The organism is Arthrobacter sp. CJ23 (assembly GCF_024741795.1).
Classification (GTDB): domain Bacteria; phylum Actinomycetota; class Actinomycetes; order Actinomycetales; family Micrococcaceae; genus Arthrobacter.
The window spans coordinates 4438023-4457781 of record NZ_CP102950.1 but is presented as its reverse complement, the minus strand read 5'-3'; the positions used below and the strand labels follow the sequence as shown (position 1 = coordinate 4457781).

The following is a 19759-nucleotide window of genomic DNA, read 5'->3' as shown; positions in this document are numbered from 1 at the left end:
AGACCGGTCTTGCATGAAATGGCGCTTCAGGTAGTGCTCGACCGTGGTGCGGGGGCCCCAAAAGTCCCCCCACCGCCGTCGAGAGTTAGGCAGCCGCTGAGTCGTTGCGACGGCTATGCGGTGAAGGCCAGGTCCTCCGCCTGGACGGGGAAGAGCAGCGGTTCGCCGCGGGCAACGCGGTGTGCTTCGGCCACGGTGGTGGCGGCCAGCCGCTCCAGCTCACTGCCGAGGGAACCGGCAAGATGCGGAGTCAGCAGGACGTTCGGGTTGGAGTAGAAGCCCGAATCTGCGGGCAGGACCCAGGGTGTGGTGACGTCCAGGACGGCAAACAGCTCGTGCCGTTCCAGGCGCGCAAGGAGTGCAGCCTGGTCAACCAACTCTCCGCGGGCGGTGTTGATGAACGTGGACCCGGCCCGGAGGCGCCCAATCAGCTCTGCATTGATCAGGTTCCGGGTGGAGGGAAGCGACGGCGCATGCAGAGACACCACGTCGCTGCTTTCCACGAGTTTCTCCAGGCTCACCAAGTGGGCGCCGAGGGCTGCGGCATCCTCCGGGCTCAAGTACGGGTCGGCCACCACGACGTCGAGCTCATACGGCTCGAGCAGCTGGATGACGTGCCTGCCGATCTTGGATGCGCCGATGATGCCCACGCGTTTGCGGTAGTTGCCCATGTCCGGGAAGAGCTGTTCGGGGATGACCTCGGCGCGTGTGGTGTGCAGGGCCAGGGCGATCTGCAACACCCTCTTGTTGGCCAGGATAATCATGGCCACGGTGTATTCGGCGACGGGGATGGCGTTGGCGTCCGCGGCGGTGCTGACCTGGAGGCCACGTTCCCAGCAAGCGTCCCCGACATGGTGCTTGATGCTGCCGGCGGCGTGCAGGATGTAGCGCAGCCGTGGGGCAGCGTCCAGGACAGCGTCGTCGATCAGTGGGCAACCCCAGCCTGTGATGAGGATGTCGGTTTCGGCGAGTAGCGCCCTGCCTTCGGACGAGTGAAAGTCCTGGATGGGTTCGCGGCTCAGGAGGTTCAGCACAGGCTCAAGGGAATCGAGGCTGCGTGCCGGGAATACGGCGCGTGCGGTGTGGGCCGGCATGGCGAGGGCAACGTTGAGTGCTTGGCTCATTTGACACTCCCCGCCGTCAGGCCGGACTTCCAGAACCTCTGGAGCATGATGAAAGCCAGCAGCAGGGGGATGATGGACAGCAGCGAGCCGGTAATGACCATCGGGACGAACTCGGGTTGTGGAATGGCGTAGCCCTGCCAGATGGAGATACCCACGCTGACCGGCAGGAGCTGCTGGTCCTGGAGCATGACCAAGGGAAGCATGAAGTTGTTCCACACGCCCACGAACTGGAACAGGGCGATGGTGATGAATCCGGGCAGCATCATGGGAAGGCCCAGCGAAAAGAAGGAGCGGATGGGTCCGGCGCCGTCCACCCGCGCGGCCTCCAGGGTTTCGGCGGGTACGTACGCTGCGCTGTAGACCCTGGCCAGGTACACGCCGAAGGGGTTGCACAGAACCGGGATGAGGATGGCCCAGATCGTGTTGGTGATGCCCACTACTGAGGCCAGAAGATACATCGGCAGCACCGTTGCGGTGTTGGGAATCAGTACGCCCACAAGCACAATCCCGAAGAACGAATCCTTGCCGCGGAAATTGAACTTGTCGAAGGCGTAGCCGGCCATGACGGAGATGAGTCCGCCGAAGACGGCCCCGAACGCGGCGTAGAACAGCGAGTTGGCCATCCAGCGGAAGAAGACGCCGCCGTCCTGGGTGATGACTGCCACGACGTTTTCGAAGAACGCCGGCTGTCCGAAGGCGTACGCGCCGGTGGAGTAGAGATCGGCCGCATTCTTGGTGGACGCGAAGAAGAGCCACAGCACCGGAAGGACCATGTATGCGCAGCCAAGAATCAGCAGGGCATTCACCGTGAAGGCGCTGGCGAAGCCGCCGCCGGGGCTGGAACGACGGCGCTTGACGGGGCTGGCCGGGAGATTGGTGTGCGGGCGGGAAATCATGCCGGTGCTCATGCTTTGTTCATCCTTGAGCTGAAGCGGGTGACGGCCCAGGACAGTGCGGCGGCCAGAAGGGCGATGATGATGGACGCGGCTGCGGCCTGGTTGAGGTTGTGCCGGTTGAAGGCGGCATCGTAGGCCCACATGTTCGGAACCCATGTGCTGGTGACCGATGCCGTGGCTTTGGCAAGGATGGACGGTTCGGTGAAGAGCTGGAGGGTGCCGATCACGGTGAAGAGCATGATGACGCTGATCGCGGGCAGGATCAAGGGCAGTTTGATGCTGATGGCTGCACGGATTTCCCCGGCGCCGTCCACGCGGGCGGCTTCCAGGATTTCCCGCGGAACCGCCTGTAGCGCGGTGAACAGGACGATCACGTTGTAGCCGGTCCACTCCCACACGGCGATGTTGACGATGGAGGGCAGGATCAGATGCGCATCCAGGAAGTTCAGGGAGATCCCGCCGGATTCCAGGACCGAGACGATCGGGCTGACGCCCGGCGTGTAGAGGTACGCCCAGATCAAAGCGGCGATGACGCCGGGAACGGCGTGGGGTAGAAAGACGAGGAGCTGGAACAGTTTCCGGGCACGGGCAACGGCGGCATCCAGCAGGAGTGCGAAGACCAAGGCGCCGCCCACCATGCAGGGGATGTACAGAGCGCAGTACATGATGAGGCGTCCGATGCCGCCCACGAAGCTCTCCGATTGGAGGACCTGAAGATAGTTTTCAAGTCCGACGAACGAGGTCTTGGCCTCGCCGAAGCCCAATCCGGACTTCTGCTGGGCGAAGAAGCTCAGCACGATCGAGTAGATGACGGGCGCCACCATCGCGAGTGCGAAGACTGCGAAGAAGGGGGTCAGGAACAATGCGGCGGTTTTCCCGCCGGTTCCTGACATGGCGCGTGACTTGCCCGGTGATGTAGCGCGGGTGGACGGCTTGGCGCGTCCGGTCTTTGTTGGGGTCTGGTTGACCATGAAATATCTCCTCGCTGGCAGGGCGGCCTCCGTTGAGGCCGCCCTGCCGGGCGGGCCTACTCCTTGACGGAGAGGCCATTCTGCTTGAGTCCGGCCACTGTGGATTTCTGGGCCGTTTCAACGGCTTCCTTGACCGTGCCGCCGGTGGTCAATTTGCCGTAGGCGTCCTTGAGGGCAGTGTTGGTGATGTCCCAGTTGGGTCCCCACTGCCAGCCCTTGCTGATCGTGCCGTAGGCCTTGTCGAAGACGGCGTAGATGTCGTTGCCGAAGTAGCTCGCGTCATAGGCCTTCTGGGCCACAGGGGTCAAACCCGGGAAGGCCAGGTAGGCGGAGCCGGTGTTGCCGCGGGCCTTGATGGCGTCCTGGTTGGTGCCCAGGTACTCGATGAACTTTGCTGCCGCGGCCGGGTTTTTGCTGCTCTTGGTGATGTTGAAGCTGGATCCGCCGTAAAACGCATCCGCTGACGTACCCCAGTTCGGTACTTCGGCGGCGATCCATTGGCCCTTCTGGCCACTGGCCTCGGTGCGCTTCTGGATGCCTGTGGCGCTCCAGTTGGCGCCGAGGACGCCGACGACGGCGCCGCTCGCCAGATCTGCTGACCATTCGTCGCTGAAGGCCTGCTGGACCTTGACGACCTTCTGATCGATCAGCTTCTGCCAGTAGGTGGCGACCTTTTGCGTCGCGGCGTCGTTGACGCCGACCTTCCAGCTGTCGCCTTCGGTGCCGAACCACCTGGCGCCGGCCTGCCAGGACAGTGATGCGGTCAGGGTCGGCTCATTCGGGTTGAAGCTCGCCAGATAGGCGTCCGGGGCAACAGCCTTGAGCTTCTTCCCTGCTTCCTCGAATTCCTGCCAGGTCTTGGGCGTTTCGACGCCGGCCTTGGCCAGCATGTCCTTGCGGTACCACATGATCATCGGAGCGGCATCGTAGGGCAGTGCGTAAGTCTTGTCGCCAAACTGGACCAGGGAACGGACCTGCTCGGACAACTTGTCCACGGTGGCTGCCTTGTCGATCAGCCCGTCCAGCGGCTGGAGCTGACCGTTGCTGGCAAACTGCGCCAGCTGCGGATACTCGATCGTGGCTACGTCCGGACCGTTGCCTGCAGTGATGGCCGTGGACAGCTTGGCATAGCCGCCGTTGGCACCGTTCGGGACGGTCTCAAAGTTGACCTTGATCTTGCTCTGGCTGGCGTTGAACGCAGCGGCTACCTTGTCCATTCCAGCCAGGGAGGACCAGAACGTGATGGTACCGCTGGGGTCTTCAGTGGGGGTCGAGGCTGCGGACGGGGTGGGGCCGGTCCCGCAGGCGGTGATGAGGGCAGCGCTGGCCATAAGGCTGGCTGCGCCCAGTAGAAGTTGGCGACGCTTCATTGTGTTCTCCTTTGAAATCCACGATGCGAAGGTGGCATGTGGTTTGCACCACATGATCTACAACCATGGAATCGCCATTTCTGAACAAATTCAATGAATCGAACAAATTCGAACAAGGCTGGGCGGCTCGATCATCTTAGGCTGGTGCTGCTGGAATCCCGAATGACGAGCGTTGGTGAGAGGTTGACCCTCTGAAGGGCCGCCGTGCCCCCGCGGTGCGCCCCAATGCGGTTGAGGCACATCACCAGTGCCTGGTGCCCTACGTCAAATTTGGGGGGCGCCACAGCGCTCAAGGGAACCGTGCCGAGTGAGGCAATCTCATCGTCGTAGGCAATTATCGCCATATTTTCCGGGACCTGGATTAGCCGTTCCTGGCAGGCGCTGGCGAATCGCAGCGCGTCCTCGTCGTTGTGCACGATGGCCGCGCTTACACCCGCTTCGAGACACCAGTCGAGGATACCTTCCACCGTTTGTTCGTGTGGCTGGGGATCGTTGCGCGCCCGCGAGATCGTGCGCACCATAGTGTCATCGTGGGGAAGCCCTGCGCGCTGCAGCGCCCTGCGGTATCCCTCTCTCAGGCGCGATGCGGTAGGGCTGCCCTCGAGGATGCACAGTGCGATGTTGCGGTGCCCCTGGGCAAGAAGGTGGTTGACGGCTATTTCAGCCCCCCGCGCGTGATCACTGCGAACGGACTCCAACTGGCCGTCGTCGAGAGCGTCCTCGATGGAACGTTCGACGACGACCACTGGCACTGCCGCTTGGGCCAGAAGCGCCAGCGTGGCCGTGCCGGCGAGCGATTCCTCACTCGGGGTGACAAGCAGGCCATCCACGCCGTTTTGGAGCAGGCGCTGGATCTGACGTCGCTCTTCCACCTCGGAGTAACTGGACACACCCAGCACCAAGCGCACGCCGGACTCTTTCGCCGCCGCTTCCGCCCCTCGGATGATCCCAGGGAAGTAGTACGCGGACGAGGGAACCACCATGCCGATTGTGGCCAGAGGGAGCCTGGACCCGGTCCGGTCGGCGCCCTGGGCGGCTGTCGAGACGGACTCGCCATGCGGCGCGAATGCGGCCCGGCTGCTGCCTCCGTTCATCCCGGAGAGCGGTGCCGTGGCGATCGCTCCTCCGTGAACCCTGTGCAGCAGCCCCCCGGCGTCGAGTACGGCCAGGTCGCGCCGTACGGTCATTCCCGAGATGCCCATCTTGGCGGCAAACTCTGTGACGTTGAGGGACCCACGGAGAGTCAGCTCACGCAGGATGAGTTCATGGCGATCTTCGGACAGCATCATGTCGCCTCCGTAAAGGTAAGTGCAGAAATGTTCAACTGCTACTTTATGAACTAGAGCGGACATATCCTTTGTAGTCAAGATGTCTATACGAAAGTGCGCAGTTTTGATGGGCGTAACCCCGCCGCCCCGGATTGCGGCGGCACCGTCATCTTGCCGGGCGGCCGCAAGCAACCATGGGAGGCTCCGGTGACCGATTTCGCTATGCCGCCGCTCGACTACACGCTCAGCCCCATCACCGGCTGGACGCGGGAACACTGGGTGGCCTTCGCCGACCAGCAGCTGCTTGCCGCCCGGGCGCACTTTTCCCCGCGGAAGGCGCTGATTCCGCTCGCCGGCCGGCCGTCGTCGTCGGGGGTCCTGTCCGACGGCATGGAGGGCTTCGCCCGGACCTTCATGCTGGCTGCCTTCCGCGTGGCCGGAGAGCAGGGGCACGATCCCCACGGGCACCTCGAGGTGTACCGGGAGGGCCTGCTGGAAGGCACCCGGCCGGGCAGCCCCGAAGCCTGGCTCCCCATTGTGGACCGCTCGCAGCCGATCGTGGAGGCCGCGTCCGTGGTGCTGGCGCTGCAGCTGACCAAGCCGTGGCTGTGGGACACGCTGTCCGCCAGCGATCAGGCGCGCGTGGCCGACTGGCTCCAGGGCTCATCGGGCAGCACGTGCGTGGACAACAACTGGGTGCTGTTCCAGGTCCTGATCGCGGAATTCCTGGCGGGTGCCGGGTACGGGCACAACGCCGCCCAGATCGAGGACGGCTTGGAGCGCCTGGAGGACTGGTACGCCGGCGGCGGCTGGTACCGCGACGGCGACAACGGCGGCACCGGCGACTTCTTCGACTACTACTGCGGCTGGGCCCTTCATCTATACCCGGTCCTGTGGTCCACGTTCGCGGCGGGGCGGCACCCCCAGGCCGATGCCCGGGGCCGGAAGTACACGGCCCGGCTGTCCGAGTTCCTCAAGGACCACGCCCTGTTCTTCGGCGGCAACGGCGCCCCCGTCTTCCACGGCCGCTCGCTCATCTACCGCTATGCCGCCGTCGCGCCCTTGTTCCTGGGGGCAGCCAACGAGTGCAGCCCCCTCACGCCCGGCCAGACGCGAAGGATGGCCAGCGGCGCCGCCAAGTACTTCCTGGACGGCGGGGCGTATCCGGACGGCCTGCCGGCGTTGGGCTGGTTCGGGCCATTCGAGCCCATGACCCAGAGCTACTCGGGGCCCGCGTCGCCGTACTGGACCTCGAAGGCGTTTGTCGGGCTGCTGCTGCCGGCCACACACCCTGTCTGGACCGCCGTCGAAGAGCCCGCACCTACCGAGGTGGAGGACCGTCTGCAGCTCAGCGAAGCCCCGAACTTCCTACTCCACTCCACCGCCGGCGACGGCGTGGCCCGGCTACTCAACCATGGCAGCGACAAGTACTACGGGCCCGGTGCCGACGATCCCCAGTACCGCAGGCTCGCGTACTCCAGCCACACGGCACCCTTGTTCACCTCGGACCCGGTGGACAACCACTTCGCCGTGCTGGATGCGGCCGGGACGCCCAGCCGCCGCTCCCGGATCAACCGGCTGGCGGCCGGGGAGCGCCAGGCGGCGAGCTTCCACCGCCCGGTGTGGGACGACGCCGAGGACCAGCAGGATTCCCCGTGGCGGGTGGCCTCCGGGACGGCGGCGTCCGGGGGATATGAGCTGCGGGTGCACGTGGTGGAGTCGCCTGCTGGCCCCGCCGCCGCCGGCCCGGCCGCGGTGCGTGAAGGCGGCTATGCGCTGGCGGGGGACCGGCCGATTGCGGCGGGCGGGGACGTCCTCTCGCACGACGGCCTCCGCTCCGGAATCTGGCCGCTGGCCGGCTACACCGGGAGCGGAACCGTGCAGCTGCAGGGCGTCTCGCCGCTCGGCGAACATGCTGCCTGCGGCTACGTGGAGGGCGCCCTTTCCGGGCCGCGGAGCCTCTTCGCCTCCCTTGTGTACCTCGGCGGCAGCGCGCTGTCCCTGCTTCCCGCCGGCGTCGAACTGCACGACGACGGCACCCGGGTGAGTGCCTCGGTGACGCTGGTTGCTGCCGGGGCTGCGCCGGTCCGGCTGGAGCTGGCTTTCGAGTTCTAGGTGCCGTTACTGGGCGGGCTGCCGGGCCGGCAGGAGGGGCGCGAAGAACGCGGCGAGTTCCGCCGTCGCGGTCAAAGGCAGCACGTTGGCCACGTACTGGTCCGGCCGCACGACCACTACGACGCCGTCGCGGCTGAGGTCGCGCTGCTCGAAGATGTCAGCGGCGGGATCCGTGCCGAAGACCTTCTCCAGGTAATTGAGCCGGAACGGACCCACAATCGGCTTGAACACCGCCGGGACGGCGCCGATGTCGATGTTCGTGTGGTCCTGCTGGTAGATCACCTTCACGTCGAACCAGGCGTCGCGGTCGGCGCCCGACGGCGTTGCCGCGAGCGGTGAGTCCGGCGAGTTCGCGATCCACTCGGCAAAGTCCGTGGTCGCCGATGCGGTTCCGGGTGCAGCGGGGTCGGCGAAGACGTAGATGCGCCAGCGGCCGTCCGCCTTGGCGTGGTGGCCCAGGTGCATGGGGTTGGTGTCGCAGACCCTGAGCACGGGGGCGGACTTGAAGCGCTTGCCGACGGGGAAGCCGGTGGCCAGGCCCTGGTGCTTCGCCTCGGCGACCAGCATGGACGGCGCGTACTGGGTCATGAAGCCGGCGGGGAACTCGGCTGTGCTGACGTAGAAGTTCTCCAGCTCGGTGGGGTCCTCGAACTCTTCGGGCTTCTTCGCCATGAGCGTGGACCACTCTTTGTCGAAGTCGATGAGGTTCTTGGCCACCACCTGGCGCTCGGCCGAATACGTGTCCAGCAGGCTTTCCGGGCTGCGGCCCTCCAGGACGTGCCCCAGCTTCCAGCCGATGTTGAAGCCGTCCTGCATGGAGACGTTCATGCCCTGGCCGGCCTTGGCGCTGTGCGTGTGGCAGGCGTCGCCGGTGATGAACACGCGCGGCGTGCGCGTTCCGCGCTCCTCCGGCAGGACGTCGTCGAACCGGTCCGTGAGACGGTGGCCCACCTCGTACACGCTGTTCCAGGCGACGTTGCGGACGTCCAGGGTGTAGGGGTGGAGGATCTCGTTGGCCTTGTGGATGACCTGATCGATGGTGGTCTTGCGCACGGCGCCGTGATCTTCCGCGGCGACCTCGCCGAGGTCCACGTACATGCGGAACAGGTGGCCGCCTTCGCGCGGGATCAGCAGGATGCTGCCGCCCGAGCCGGACTGGATGGCGCACTTGGTGCGGATGTCCGGGAAGTCGGTGACGGCCAGGACGTCCATGACACCCCAGGCGTGGTTGGCCTGGTCGCCGGCGAGTTGGCAGCCGATCGATTCGCGGACCTTGCTGCGTGCGCCGTCCGCCCCGACCACGTACTTGGCCCGGACGATCCGTTCCTGTCCTTCGTTCTCGCCCGTCGTGTGCAGCAGGGTCACGGTGACGGGGTAGTTGCCCTCGCCGGTGACCTCGAGGGCGCGGAATTCGTAGCCGTAGTCCGGTGCCATGCGGGCGGGGGAGTTCGCCATGAATTCGGAGAAGTAGTCCAGCACGCGGGCCTGGTTGACGATCAGGTGCGGGAACTCGCTGATGCCGGTGGGGTCATCCACGGTGCGGGCGGCGCGGACAATGCGGGAGTGGTCCGCAGGGTCCGGCTTCCAGAAGGCCATCTCGGTGATGCGGTAGGCCTCGGCGATGATGCGCTCGGCGAAGCCGAAGGCCTGGAACGTCTCCACGCTGCGGGCCTGGATGCCGTCGGCCTGGCCGATGGCGAGCCTGCCCGGGCGCCGCTCGACGATGCGCGTGGTGATGCCCGGGAACTGGGACAGCTGAGCGGCGGTGAGCATGCCTGCCGGGCCGCTGCCCACGATGAGCACATCGACTTCGTCGGGAAGGTCCCCGGGCCGGTTGATGCCGACGCCGGCCGCTGGCTCGACCCGCGGGTCGCCGGATACGTAACCGTGGTGGTGGAATTGCACGGGATTTCCTCACTTCGTTGTGTGGTTGTTCAATTATAGAATTCTAGGTTCCATAGTTGAACTACTGTCTTGACTGAGAACTGTACGCCAGCCGTGACGTGGGTGACAAGGGTGCGTTGGTGCATTCGTGGTGGGGTGCCGCCGGGAATCGCACGCCCCTGCGCGTCAGATTCTGCTGGATCACTCGCCGGCCGCACGCAAGCATCCGCGGAATTCCGGGCCTTGGTGCGAGGGTGGGGCTGGGTGATTGAGCAGAATGTGCAGGCCGACGGGGCCTGAGTCTGCGCCTGAGCCTGGTGGGGCTCTTGTACCCTGAGAGGCATGGGACATGGGGGAGTATCCAGGCGGCGGCGCGCCGTTGCCGCCGGGGCCGTGGGCCTCGTGCTTGTTGCGGGATATGCGGTTGCCGGCGCATTCCAGATTCTCGTGTGGAATCCGCTGGCTGCGGTTCCTGGCGCCACACTCGAAGAAATTCATGCCGAAATGGCCCGTGCCAACGAAACACTTGCCGCGCCCTTGGTCCTGACGTGGGCCGTAGTCGGAGTGGTACTGGCGGCATCCGTGGTGCTTGCCGCACTGGCGGGGTCAACCACGCGCGTCAAGACCGTAGTGGTGCTGGAGTTGTTGATTCTGGTGCTCGGAGCTCCGTCGCATTGGTTCGCGGCATTTCCCGCAGGCATGGGCATTGCCGATGCCTTCTTGATAGGAGGCGGGGACTACGCTCCGTGGGGCGGGCTGCTCTACGCCGTCAGCTTGGCGGCGCTTTTCGCGTTGGTGGTGATCGCCCTGGCGGGCAGGCGGCGCAGGGAGGATGCGATCCTCAAATGAGCGCAACCACCCCTGGGCCCCGCGATGATGCAGGCATTCCCGACTACCTGGGCGCCCTGGGGATTCCCGGGCTGGCGGACATCCACGTGCACTTCCTCCCGGACGAGATGATGCGCAAGGTCTGGGGCTACTTCGACGGGGCCGAGGAATCCTACGGCCGCGCCTGGCCGATCCACTACCGCACGACCGAGGCCTCGCGGCTGGAGCAGCTGCGCGGATTCGGACTCAAGGCCATCCCAGCCCTGTCCTATCCCCACAAGGCCGGCATGGCCGCATGGCTGAATGAATGGAGTGCGGGCTTCGCCCTGCGGACGCCGCGCGCACTTCACTGCGCCACGTTCTACCCTGAACCGGGCGCCGGGGACTACGTCCGCAAGGCCATCGCCGATGGGGCCCAGCTGTTCAAAGTCCACTTGGAAGTCGGCGGTTTCGCGCCGGATGATGCCCTCCTTGGCGAGGTGTGGGAGGCTCTTGAGAACTCGGGAACGCCTGTGGTTATCCATGCGGGATCGGCGCCCCTATCGGGACCTTTCACCGGTCCGGACCGCATTCGCCGGCTCCTGGCCACGCACCCGCGGCTGGTCCTGGTGATCGCGCATATGGGCATGCCCGAGTACGACGCCTTCGCGGACATCGTCGAGGAATACGCCAACGTCCATCTGGATACGACCATGGTGGGGACCGACTTCACCAACGGCTTCGCCCCCATGCCGGACAGCTACCTTGCCCGGCTCCCCGCGCTGCGCGATCGGATCATCTTGGGCTCGGACTTCCCCAATATCCCGTACCCGTACGCCCACCAACTCGATGCCCTCGCCCGGCTCGGCCTTGGCGACGATTGGATGCGCGCAGTGCTCTGGGGAAACGGTGCCCGCCTGCTGGGCCTCGCGGACGAGTAGCCGGCCCCAGAGGGCCTGCCCTAGGGAGCCGTTTTGGGGCGCCTGCGCGGCGCGTACGTTTCCGGCGCAAGCCCCTCGCTGCCCGCAACGTGGGTTTGCATCCCGGGAACCACATCGGTGTTCTGTGCACTGACTGCCAGCCACTGTCCACCGTCCTGCCGGGCCGCCGTGAAGCTGATGACGCCGCGCCTGGTCCCCGCTCTGTCGCCCGTGGGCGTGATCTGGCCGGTCATGGTCCAAGCCGCGTGAACCACGGCTGCGTCGGGCCCGAGTTCGCGGACCGTGACGCGGTCCAGCATCATGACGGTGTCCGGAAACATGTGCCGGAAACCGTAGGCATGGTTGTCCTGGATCTGCTGGCGGGTGGTCCACCAGAGGCCCACAACATTGACGAAGTCGGCGTCCTCAACGAAGAGAGCCGCGAGGGCTGCCGGATCAGCCGCGTTCCATGCGGCCGCAAAGCCCTCGGCGACGCCACGCGCACTTGATGCCATGGGAAGCTACTGCTTTCCGTATTTGCGGTGGACGGCCTGCTTGCTGACGCCGAGGCACAGTGCGATCGCTTCCCAGGACAGGCCTGCCTGCCGGGCCTTGCGGACCAGGGACGCTTCGGCGCGCCCGACTTCCTTTTGCAGTTCCGCCACGGCATGCAGCGCCTCGGCGGGACCTTTCCCGTCCATCGATGCCACCAGTATCTTCATCCGCTCCACCTCCACGCACACGCGTCAACTTTAGTTGACGCGTGTGCGTGTGTCAACTAAAGTTGACGCCGCGCGGCGGGGTGCGACGCGCTCAGACCCGGGCCGGGGCCAAGACGCGCTCGCCGTTGAAATATTCGAGCTCCCAGCCGTCAACGGGATGGTGGTGGGCCAGGTTGAGCGTGGCATTGTCGATGCCCTGCAGCGTGCGCCCGATGGCACTGCTGAGGCTCAGGCGGAGGAGTGTGCCGTGGGCGACCACCAGGACGCGCTGGCCGGGGAACTCTTCGGCCAGCGCGTTCAGCGCGCCCAAGCCGCGGCTGGCGGCATCGTCCTCGCTTTCCGCGCCCTGAAAACCGCCCGGAATGCGCAGGGCCTCCAGTTCGGGGCCGGCCTGCAGGCCCTCCGCGCGTCCGTAGCCGCGCTCGCTGAGCTCCTCCATGCGCCGGGCCACGGTCAGGCCCAGGCCGTCGGCAATCAGATCGGCCGTCTCCGCTGCACGGCTCAGCGGCGAGGACACGATCGCGTCCCATTCGTAGCCGGAAAGAACCTCCACGGCGTCACGCGCCTGGCCGCGGCCGACGTCGTTCAGCGGAATATCTGTGGCTCCCTGCAACCGGCGCTCCGCGTTCCAGTCGGTCTGGCCATGGCGGACGAGGGCGAATGTCGTAAGGCTCATGCCCTCCATTCTGCCTTGGGGCCGGCCGGGAGCTGCAGTTCCTTACGCCACGTGAGATGCGCTCGACGGCGGGAGGCCGGCGTCGGGCGTTCGGCTTGCCTTCACGGGTTCAGTGGGAGCCCAGTTCCTCGAGCAGCCGCGTCACGTGGGCCGGTTGTTCGATGGTGGCGAAGTGTCCGCATCGCCGAATGGTGGCCGTTTGCAGGTGCGGGATCAGTTGGGCCAAGCGGTCGAGGTCGGACGCTGGCGTGAACACGTCGCGGTCTCCCCGGATTGCCAGGGCGGGGCAGCGGATGCCGCGCCACCGGCCAAGGTCGTAGCGGGCAGCCGCCAATACTGCCGCGGTGAAGCTGGCGGGACGGGCGTCCGCCGCGAGCCTGCGGATGACGTCTACCGGTATGGCCGCCGGCACTGCAAAAAGCGGCGACAGCAACAGCCGCATCAGCGGTGTGTTCCCGAGCGCGCGGACGAGCGCCCTTCCGGCGGCTCCGAAGACTGCCGTGGAGCGCATGAGCAGCAGCATGCCCACGAAAAACGGCAGGCCGTGGAGCGGCCGCCGGATGGATTCGTGAACTCCGAATGTGGTGGCGGAAATTGTCGCCACGCTGGCCGTAAGCTCCGGCCGATCCGCGGCAATATGAAGCGCCAGGAAGCCTCCCATGGAGTGCCCCACCAGGTTCCAGCGCCGATACCCGAGGGCATCCAGGACCTGCACAACAACGCGTCCCATGGCCTCGATGCTGAAGTCTTCCAAGCGGGCGCCCGCCGTGGAATCGCCCCAACCCGGCAGGTCAATCAGCACCCGATCATGAGCGGGCGCCTCACGGAGCAACGGCAGGAACGTTGTCCAGGATCCGGCGGCACCGTGAAGGTAGACATCCGCGGCGCCGGATGAGGAGCTGCGGAGCCGGGCTCCCTGTATGCGGACCGCGCAGCGCCCCAGCTCCGTGGGAAAGAACTCCAGCCGCAGCGCGGCCTTAGCCGACGCCGCGGTCACCTGCGTAACGCTCATTTTCGCCCTTTCCTCCTGGTCTCTGACGGAGATTCGGAGCAGCAGGCGTTGTGGATTGGAAGGTTGAGCTGGATCGCCTATACCATGGGCTAATTTCCTCCAGGGTGGCGGGGACCTCGGGAGTTCACGCAGTCCTGTCCACGGCCGCAAGAATCGCGGCACCAAGCTCGGCAGGCTTGGTGAACTGCGGCCAATGGCCCGTTGGCAGGTCCACGAGTTCGATGTCCTTGATGCGGGCCAGTTCCGCCACGAACGGGTGGCCGGAATCCATCCATTCCGTCAGTAGCGACGAAGGGAACTCGCAGGCGATGACCGTGGCCGGCACGTCGTAGCGGCGCACGTCATGGAGGTGCTGCTGCTCGACGGCGACGCCCTTGGGCTGGCGGATGGCGCGCGCCCGGAAGGCCGTGCGCAGTTCCTCATCGAGGTCCACCAGGTCTGCGTCCTCGAAGCCATCCCACGGCGGCAGCGGGATCTCGTCCCCTTCAGCGGGCAGTTGGTCGTTGATGACTCCGCCCTCTCCCAGCGGGCCGCTGTCCACGTAGACGGCCCGGGCCACGCGCTCCGGGCGGGAATCGACCACGCCGTGGATGATGGCGCCGCCGCCGGAATGTCCCACCAGCACCACCTTGCCGTCGAGGGCGTCCACCGCCGCCGCCACGGCGTCAATATGCGTGCGCAGCCCAATGCCGGCCCGTGGTGCCCCGGGCGATTCAAGCCCGGGGAGGGTCAGCGGGTGCACTTGGTGCCCCGCTGCAATCAAGGGTGGAGTCACCTCCGACCAAGACGACGCGTCCAACCAGAATCCGGGAACCAGGATGATGTCCATGCCGGTACCCTACGACGGGCCACCGACAGAATGCACGCACATCCAGGAACGTGCCCGGCCTTCCGTCCTGGCCCGGCCGCGCCCCCGTCATGGCGGGGGGCATCCGTTCCGGCCTGAATTGTCCAGATGGCGTCTGGACAATTGCAGCCGGCATTGTCTGAGCCTCCACCTAGGGTGGCACCATGACCCAGCTCGAACCGGACCTTCCCAGCGACTATGCCGCCGCGCTCACCATATTGAAAGGCCTCATACAGGCGGCACAGCAGCGGGCGCAGCGCACCGTCAATACCGCCATGATCGAGCTCTACTGGAGCATCGGGCGGACCATCCTCGACAGGCAGGACAGTGAACCCTGGGGTAGCAAGGTGCTGGACCGGCTCGCACTCGACCTGCGGAGGGAGTTTCCCCACATGAAGGGATTCTCCCGCACCAATCTATACAACATGCGCGCCTTCGCCGCAGCGTGGAACGGTACTGAACCAATTGTCCAGACAACGTATGGACAATTGAGCTGGAGCCACAATGTAGCGCTCCTGAACAGGCTGAACGACCAAGGCCTACGTCAGTGGTACGCATCGCGGGCCGTCCTGCATGGTTGGTCGGTGGCCGTGCTGGAACACCAGATTCTCACGGGCCTCCACACCCGTAACGGCTCCGCCCCGAACAACTTCGAGGCAAGACTGCCTGGCGGGGGCGCCGACCTGGCAGGGGAAGTCGCCAAGGACCCGCTGGTGCTTGACTTCCTGGGCCTGACCGAAGAGGCCCAGGAACATGCCATCGAGGAAGCGATGACGCTGCGCATGGCCCAGACGCTGGCCGAGTTCGGACCCGGCTTCGCTTTCGTCGGCCGCCAGTACCATCTCGATGTCGATGGAGATGATTTCTTCATTGACCTGCTCCTCTACCACGTCCCATCCGACAGGTACGTTGTCGTGGAGCTGAAAGCAGGCAAATTCAAACCCGAGCATCTGGGACAACTGAACTTCTATGTCGCTGCAGTGAACGACATGCTCCGGCTGCCCAGGCAGGCCCCAACTGTCGGGATCCTTGTGTGCGGTTCCCGGAACGAACGCACTGTGCGCTACGCGCTCGATGGTTCCGCTCAACCACTCACGGTGGCCTCCTACACGTACGAGGCACTTCCGGCCGACGAGCAGGCCGCCCTACCGTCCCCGGCTGCCATCACGGCGGCGCTGGAAAGCGATCTAACCAACGCTCCCGCCGAAGCGACTTAGAAGCATGGTCAGAAGCGGTGGTGAAAGAAGCCCCGCCCCGATGTCCTTCCCGATTCGCTGCAGGGCCATCTGTAACCCGTGAATGGGAGGGAGGAGAAGTTGGCTGGCGACGGCGATGATCGGGAAGCGCGAGGGGTTGACGGGTTCCCATTTCTCGGCCATAGTGTTTCGTATACGATTTCGTACTCGATGAAGAGGAGGCGCTGTGACCGAGGGATCCATCACCCCGGAACTGACGCAGGACATGTTGGCCCGGACGCGCAAGGTCATCGCGGTCCACATCAACTACCCCAGCCGCGCCGCCCAGCGCGGACGCACCCCCGCGCAGCCCTCGTACTTCCTGAAGCCCTCCAGCTCCCTGGCCCTCGGTTCTGCCGGGAACCCCGGGACCGTCGAGCGCCCCGCTGGCTGTGAACTGCTCGGCTATGAAGGCGAAATCGCCCTCATCATCGGCACCGCCGCCCGCCGCGTCGGCGTCGAGGACGCCTGGGGCCACGTCGAATGGGTCACCGCCAGCAACGACCTCGGCGTCTACGATCTCCGTTACGCGGACAAAGGCTCCAACGTCCGCTCGAAGGGCGGCGACGGCTTCACGCCGGTGGGGCCCGCGCTCATCCCGGCCGCCGCCGTCGAGCCTTCCGCCCTGCGCATCCGCACCTGGCACAACGGCGAACTCGTCCAGGACGACACCACCGCGGACCTGCTGTTCCCCTTCGCCCGCCTCGTTGCGGACCTCTCCCAGCTCCTCACCCTGGAACCCGGCGACATCATCCTCACCGGCACCCCGGCCGGCGCCTCCGTCGCCCAGCCGGGCGACGTCGTCGAGGTTGAGGTCACCGCCGGCGGGCTCAGCAGCGGCCGCCTGGCCACCGCCGTCGTGGAAGGCACGACGCCGTTGGCCGACTTTGGTGCCCGGCCCCAGGCCGATGACACCCAGCGGGAGGAGGCGTACGGATCGCGCGAAGCGGCAGGACTCGCCCCCCTGGAGACCGCCGCGGCCTTCGTCCTGACGCCCGAACTGAAGAAGAAGCTCGAAAGCGTCTGCACCGCCACCCTCTCCAGCCAGCTGCGCAAGCGCGGCCTGGACAACGTCAGCATCGACGGACTGCAGGCCACCCGCCCGGACCGCCGCGTGGTCGGGCTCGCCCGGACCCTGCGTTACGTGCCCAACCGTGAAGACCTCTTCAAGACCCACGGCGGCGGCTTCAACGCCCAGAAACGCGCCATCGACTCCGTCAACGACGGCGAAATCCTGGTCATGGAGGCCCGCGGCGAAAAGGGCACCGGCACCGTGGGGGACATCCTGGCGCTGCGCGCCCAGATCCGCGGCGCGGCCGCCATCATCACCGACGGCGGCGTCCGCGACTTCACCGCCGTGGCCGATCTGGAGATGCCCACCTACTTCGCCAACGCCCACCCGGCGGTGCTGGGCCGGCGCCACATCCCCTGGGACACGGACATCACCATCGCCTGCGGCGGCGCCACAGTGCAGCCCGGCGACATCATCGTGGCCGACGCCGACGGCATCCTGGTGATCCCGCCGGCCCTCGCCGAGGAACTCGCGGACGACTCGATCGCCCAGGAACGCGAGGAGACCTTCATCGCCCAGATGGTCCAGGAGGGCCACAGCGTGGACGGGCTCTACCCGCTCAACGCCGCCTGGCGCGCCAAGTACGAGGAATGGGGAGGGACGCACAGTGAGTAACACCGCCGTGGACGTTTCCGCGGGCAGCAAGTCCGAGCAGGCCTATGCCGCCGTCAAGGCACGCATCGTGGAGGGCGCCTACACGCCGGGCTACCGCCTGGTGCTCGCCAAGATCGCCGAGGACCTGGGCGTCAGCGTGGTCCCGGTCCGCGAGGCCATCCGCCGCCTGGAAGCCGAAGGGCTGGTGACGTTCGAACGGAACGTCGGCGCCACGGTGTCCGGAATCGACCCCACCGAATACCTGTACACGATGCAGACCCTGAGCATCGTGGAGGGCGCCGCCACGGCCCTGTCCGCACCCTTGATCGGCCCCGTGGACATCGCCAGGGCGCGGGCCGTGAATGCCGAGATGCGTGACTGCCTGGACCACTTCGACCCGGTCCGCTTCACCGCGCTGAACCAGGATTTCCACAGCGTCCTGTTTGAGCACTGCCCCAATCCGCACATCCTGGACCTCGTGCACCGCGGCTGGAACCGGCTCGCCTCGCTGAGGTCCTCCACCTTCCGCTTCGTCCCCGGGCGGGCGCACGACTCCGTGGACGAACACGAGGCGCTGCTTCAACTCATCGAAAGCAACGCCGACGCCGACACGATCGAACACGCCGCCCGCCGCCACCGCGCCGCCACCCTGGACGCGTACCTCGCCCAGGCAGCCGCCGCCCCCACCCCCGCGTTGCACTAGTAGCAAGGAAGAAAACAATGACGTTCACTGCTCCTGAAACCACCACCCACTACGTCCCGCAGGACCTGCCGACGCATATCCAGCACTACATCAACGGCCAGTTCGTGGACTCGGTCAGCGGCAAGACCTTCAACGTTCTGGACCCGGTCTCCAACAGCAACTACGCCACGGCCGCGGCAGGCCAGAAGGAAGACATCGACCTCGCTGTCGCCGCCGCCCGCGAGGCGTTCGTGAACGGCCCGTGGCCGAGGATGAAGCCGCGCGAACGTGCCCGTGTCCTGAACAAGATCGCCGACGCCGTGGAGGCCCAGGAAGAGCGCCTCGCCGAGCTCGAGACGTTCGATACCGGCCTTCCGATCACCCAGGCCAAGGGCCAGGCCCTGCGCGCCGCCGAGAACTTCCGCTTCTTCGCGGACCTGATCGTGGCCCAGTTCGACGACGCCATGAAGGTCCCCGGCTCGCAGATCAACTACGTGAACCGCAAGCCGATCGGCGTCGCCGGCCTCATCACTCCGTGGAACACCCCGTTCATGCTGGAGTCCTGGAAGCTCGCCCCGGCCCTGGCCACCGGCAACACCGTGGTTCTGAAGCCGGCCGAATTCACGCCGCTCTCCGCCTCGCTCTGGGCGCAGATCTTCAAGGACGCCGGCCTGCCGGACGGTGTCTTCAACCTGGTCAACGGCCTGGGCGAGGAAGCCGGCGACGCCCTCGTGAAGCACCCGGACGTCCCGCTGATCTCCTTCACCGGGGAGACCACCACGGGCCAGACGATCTTCCGCAACGCCGCAGCCAACCTCAAGGGCCTGTCCATGGAACTTGGCGGCAAGTCCCCGTGCGTGGTGTTCGCCGACGCCGACCTGGACGCCGCGATCGACTCCGCCCTGTTCGGCGTCTTCTCCCTCAACGGCGAGCGCTGCACGGCAGGCTCCCGCATCCTGGTGGAACGCCCCATCTACGAGGAGTTCTGCGAAAAGTACGCCGCCCGCGCCAAGAACATCGTGGTGGGCGATCCGCACGATCCCAAGACGCAGGTGGGCGCCCTGGTCCACCCGGAGCACTTCGCCAAGGTGGCTTCCTACGTGGAGATCGGCAAGTCCGAGGGCCGGCTCCTGGCCGGCGGCGGACGCCCGGAGCACCTCCCCGAAGGCAACTACATCGCACCCACGGTGTTTGCCGACGTCGCGCCCGACGCGCGGATCTTCCAGGAGGAAATCTTCGGACCCGTCGTGGCCATCACGCCGTTCGACTCGGACGAGGAAGCCCTCGCCCTGGCGAACAACACCAAGTACGGCCTGGCGGCCTACATCTGGACCCAGAACCTCACCCGGGCCCACAACTTCTCGCAGAACGTGGAGGCCGGCATGGTCTGGCTGAACAGCCACAACGTCCGCGATCTGCGCACCCCGTTCGGCGGCGTCAAGGCCTCCGGGCTGGGCCACGAGGGCGGCTACCGCTCCATCGACTTCTACACCGACCAGCAGGCCGTGCACATCACCCTGGGCTCGGTCCACACCCCCAAGTTCGGCGCCTAAGCCTCCACCCG

General features: G+C 66.2%; 18 protein-coding genes. 7 read left to right on the top strand and 11 right to left on the bottom strand.

Annotated elements, in window-relative coordinates; genetic code table 11:
* Positions 1 to 113 precede the first annotated feature (113 nt).
* From NVV90_RS20180 to NVV90_RS20160, 5 genes are all read right to left on the bottom strand, one after another.
* Positions 114 to 1124: a hydroxyacid dehydrogenase gene (locus NVV90_RS20180; protein WP_258439015.1), complete on the bottom strand. Its 1011-nt coding sequence runs from the start codon at positions 1122 to 1124 to the stop codon at positions 114 to 116.
* Positions 1121 to 2032, bottom strand: a complete 912-nt coding sequence (locus NVV90_RS20175; RefSeq protein ID WP_258439014.1) for a carbohydrate ABC transporter permease — start codon at positions 2030 to 2032, stop codon at positions 1121 to 1123. The genes NVV90_RS20180 and NVV90_RS20175 overlap by 4 nt, the downstream gene beginning before the upstream one ends.
* On the bottom strand, positions 2029 to 2991 hold the full coding sequence (locus tag NVV90_RS20170; RefSeq protein WP_258439013.1) for a carbohydrate ABC transporter permease: 963 nt from the start codon (positions 2989 to 2991) through the stop codon (positions 2029 to 2031). Before NVV90_RS20170 ends, NVV90_RS20175 begins: the two co-directional genes overlap by 4 nt.
* 56 nt (positions 2992 to 3047) lie before the next feature.
* A complete protein-coding gene (locus NVV90_RS20165; protein ID WP_258439012.1) occupies positions 3048 to 4361 on the bottom strand; it encodes a sugar ABC transporter substrate-binding protein in 1314 nt (437 codons plus the stop codon).
* A gap of 131 nt (positions 4362 to 4492) precedes the next feature.
* Positions 4493 to 5650 (bottom strand): substrate-binding domain-containing protein, encoded by a 1158-nt coding sequence (locus tag NVV90_RS20160; RefSeq protein ID WP_258439011.1) that lies wholly within the window; start codon positions 5648 to 5650, stop codon positions 4493 to 4495.
* A gap of 186 nt (positions 5651 to 5836) precedes the next feature.
* Here NVV90_RS20160 and NVV90_RS20155 point away from each other — a divergent pair, with 186 nt between their 5' ends.
* Entirely contained in the window at positions 5837 to 7744 is a 1908-nt protein-coding gene (locus NVV90_RS20155; protein WP_258439010.1) for a DUF2264 domain-containing protein, read from the top strand.
* 6 nt (positions 7745 to 7750) lie between these two features.
* Here NVV90_RS20155 and NVV90_RS20150 read toward each other — a convergent pair whose 3' ends face one another.
* On the bottom strand, positions 7751 to 9649 hold the full coding sequence (locus NVV90_RS20150; RefSeq protein ID WP_258439009.1) for an FAD-binding monooxygenase: 1899 nt from the start codon (positions 9647 to 9649) through the stop codon (positions 7751 to 7753).
* A gap of 321 nt (positions 9650 to 9970) precedes the next feature.
* On the opposite strand from NVV90_RS20150, the gene NVV90_RS20145 reads away from it, so the two are divergent.
* Positions 9971 to 10477, top strand: coding sequence for a hypothetical protein (locus NVV90_RS20145; RefSeq protein ID WP_258439008.1), 507 nt, complete (start codon positions 9971 to 9973; stop codon positions 10475 to 10477).
* Positions 10474 to 11376 carry an amidohydrolase family protein gene (locus tag NVV90_RS20140; protein ID WP_258439007.1) on the top strand — a complete coding sequence of 301 codons (903 nt, stop codon included), beginning with the start codon at positions 10474 to 10476 and terminating at the stop codon, positions 11374 to 11376. Before NVV90_RS20145 ends, NVV90_RS20140 begins: the two co-directional genes overlap by 4 nt.
* Before the next feature lie 20 nt (positions 11377 to 11396).
* On the opposite strand, the gene NVV90_RS20135 is transcribed toward NVV90_RS20140, so the two are convergent.
* From NVV90_RS20135 to NVV90_RS20115, 5 genes are all read right to left on the bottom strand, one after another.
* Positions 11397 to 11870, bottom strand: a complete 474-nt coding sequence (locus tag NVV90_RS20135) for an SgcJ/EcaC family oxidoreductase (RefSeq protein ID WP_258439006.1) — start codon at positions 11868 to 11870, stop codon at positions 11397 to 11399.
* Between the two features lie 6 nt (positions 11871 to 11876).
* Entirely contained in the window at positions 11877 to 12077 is a 201-nt protein-coding gene (locus tag NVV90_RS20130) for an AsnC family protein (RefSeq protein ID WP_258439005.1), read from the bottom strand.
* A 91-nt stretch (positions 12078 to 12168) separates the two neighbouring features.
* Positions 12169 to 12753 carry a histidine phosphatase family protein gene (locus NVV90_RS20125; protein ID WP_258439004.1) on the bottom strand — a complete coding sequence of 195 codons (585 nt, stop codon included), beginning with the start codon at positions 12751 to 12753 and terminating at the stop codon, positions 12169 to 12171.
* 109 nt (positions 12754 to 12862) lie between these two features.
* Positions 12863 to 13765 carry an alpha/beta fold hydrolase gene (locus tag NVV90_RS20120; protein WP_258439003.1) on the bottom strand — a complete coding sequence of 301 codons (903 nt, stop codon included), beginning with the start codon at positions 13763 to 13765 and terminating at the stop codon, positions 12863 to 12865.
* Positions 13766 to 13889: 124 nt separating this feature from the next.
* A complete protein-coding gene (locus NVV90_RS20115; protein WP_258439002.1) occupies positions 13890 to 14594 on the bottom strand; it encodes an alpha/beta fold hydrolase in 705 nt (234 codons plus the stop codon).
* Positions 14595 to 14776: 182 nt separating this feature from the next.
* On the opposite strand from NVV90_RS20115, the gene NVV90_RS20110 reads away from it, so the two are divergent.
* The 4 genes from NVV90_RS20110 (at position 14777) to hpaE (ending at position 19748) form a co-directional block, all read left to right on the top strand.
* The gene (locus tag NVV90_RS20110) at positions 14777 to 15829 is read left to right on the top strand and encodes a YhcG family protein (RefSeq protein ID WP_258439001.1); all 1053 of its coding nucleotides are present in this window, start codon (positions 14777 to 14779) and stop codon (positions 15827 to 15829) included.
* Between the two features lie 244 nt (positions 15830 to 16073).
* Positions 16074 to 17534: a fumarylacetoacetate hydrolase family protein gene (locus tag NVV90_RS20105; protein WP_258441247.1), complete on the top strand. Its 1461-nt coding sequence runs from the start codon at positions 16074 to 16076 to the stop codon at positions 17532 to 17534.
* On the top strand, positions 17527 to 18216 hold the full coding sequence (locus NVV90_RS20100) for a GntR family transcriptional regulator (protein ID WP_258439000.1): 690 nt from the start codon (positions 17527 to 17529) through the stop codon (positions 18214 to 18216). Before NVV90_RS20105 ends, NVV90_RS20100 begins: the two co-directional genes overlap by 8 nt.
* A 17-nt stretch (positions 18217 to 18233) precedes the next feature.
* Positions 18234 to 19748, top strand: coding sequence for a 5-carboxymethyl-2-hydroxymuconate semialdehyde dehydrogenase (gene hpaE, locus NVV90_RS20095; RefSeq protein WP_258438999.1), 1515 nt, complete (start codon positions 18234 to 18236; stop codon positions 19746 to 19748).
* Positions 19749 to 19759: the final 11 nt, after the last annotated feature.

What these genes read in the sequence shown, in the direction of transcription:
- NVV90_RS20175 (WP_258439014.1), bottom strand. Translation starts at nt 2,032, where the DNA reads ATGAGCACCGGCATGATTTCCCGCCCGCACACCAATCTCCCGGCCAGC.
- hpaE (WP_258438999.1), top strand. Translation starts at nt 18,234, where the DNA reads ATGACGTTCACTGCTCCTGAAACCACCACCCACTACGTCCCGCAGGAC.
- NVV90_RS20135 (WP_258439006.1), bottom strand. Translation starts at nt 11,870, where the DNA reads ATGGCATCAAGTGCGCGTGGCGTCGCCGAGGGCTTTGCGGCCGCATGG.
- NVV90_RS20110 (WP_258439001.1), top strand. Translation starts at nt 14,777, where the DNA reads ATGACCCAGCTCGAACCGGACCTTCCCAGCGACTATGCCGCCGCGCTC.
- NVV90_RS20160 (WP_258439011.1), bottom strand. Translation starts at nt 5,650, where the DNA reads ATGATGCTGTCCGAAGATCGCCATGAACTCATCCTGCGTGAGCTGACT.
- NVV90_RS20120 (WP_258439003.1), bottom strand. Translation starts at nt 13,765, where the DNA reads ATGAGCGTTACGCAGGTGACCGCGGCGTCGGCTAAGGCCGCGCTGCGG.
- NVV90_RS20125 (WP_258439004.1), bottom strand. Translation starts at nt 12,753, where the DNA reads ATGAGCCTTACGACATTCGCCCTCGTCCGCCATGGCCAGACCGACTGG.
- NVV90_RS20130 (WP_258439005.1), bottom strand. Translation starts at nt 12,077, where the DNA reads ATGAAGATACTGGTGGCATCGATGGACGGGAAAGGTCCCGCCGAGGCG.
- NVV90_RS20180 (WP_258439015.1), bottom strand. Translation starts at nt 1,124, where the DNA reads ATGAGCCAAGCACTCAACGTTGCCCTCGCCATGCCGGCCCACACCGCA.
- NVV90_RS20145 (WP_258439008.1), top strand. Translation starts at nt 9,971, where the DNA reads ATGGGACATGGGGGAGTATCCAGGCGGCGGCGCGCCGTTGCCGCCGGG.
- NVV90_RS20140 (WP_258439007.1), top strand. Translation starts at nt 10,474, where the DNA reads ATGAGCGCAACCACCCCTGGGCCCCGCGATGATGCAGGCATTCCCGAC.
- NVV90_RS20170 (WP_258439013.1), bottom strand. Translation starts at nt 2,991, where the DNA reads ATGGTCAACCAGACCCCAACAAAGACCGGACGCGCCAAGCCGTCCACC.
- NVV90_RS20105 (WP_258441247.1), top strand. Translation starts at nt 16,074, where the DNA reads ATGTTGGCCCGGACGCGCAAGGTCATCGCGGTCCACATCAACTACCCC.
- NVV90_RS20115 (WP_258439002.1), bottom strand. Translation starts at nt 14,594, where the DNA reads ATGGACATCATCCTGGTTCCCGGATTCTGGTTGGACGCGTCGTCTTGG.
- NVV90_RS20165 (WP_258439012.1), bottom strand. Translation starts at nt 4,361, where the DNA reads ATGAAGCGTCGCCAACTTCTACTGGGCGCAGCCAGCCTTATGGCCAGC.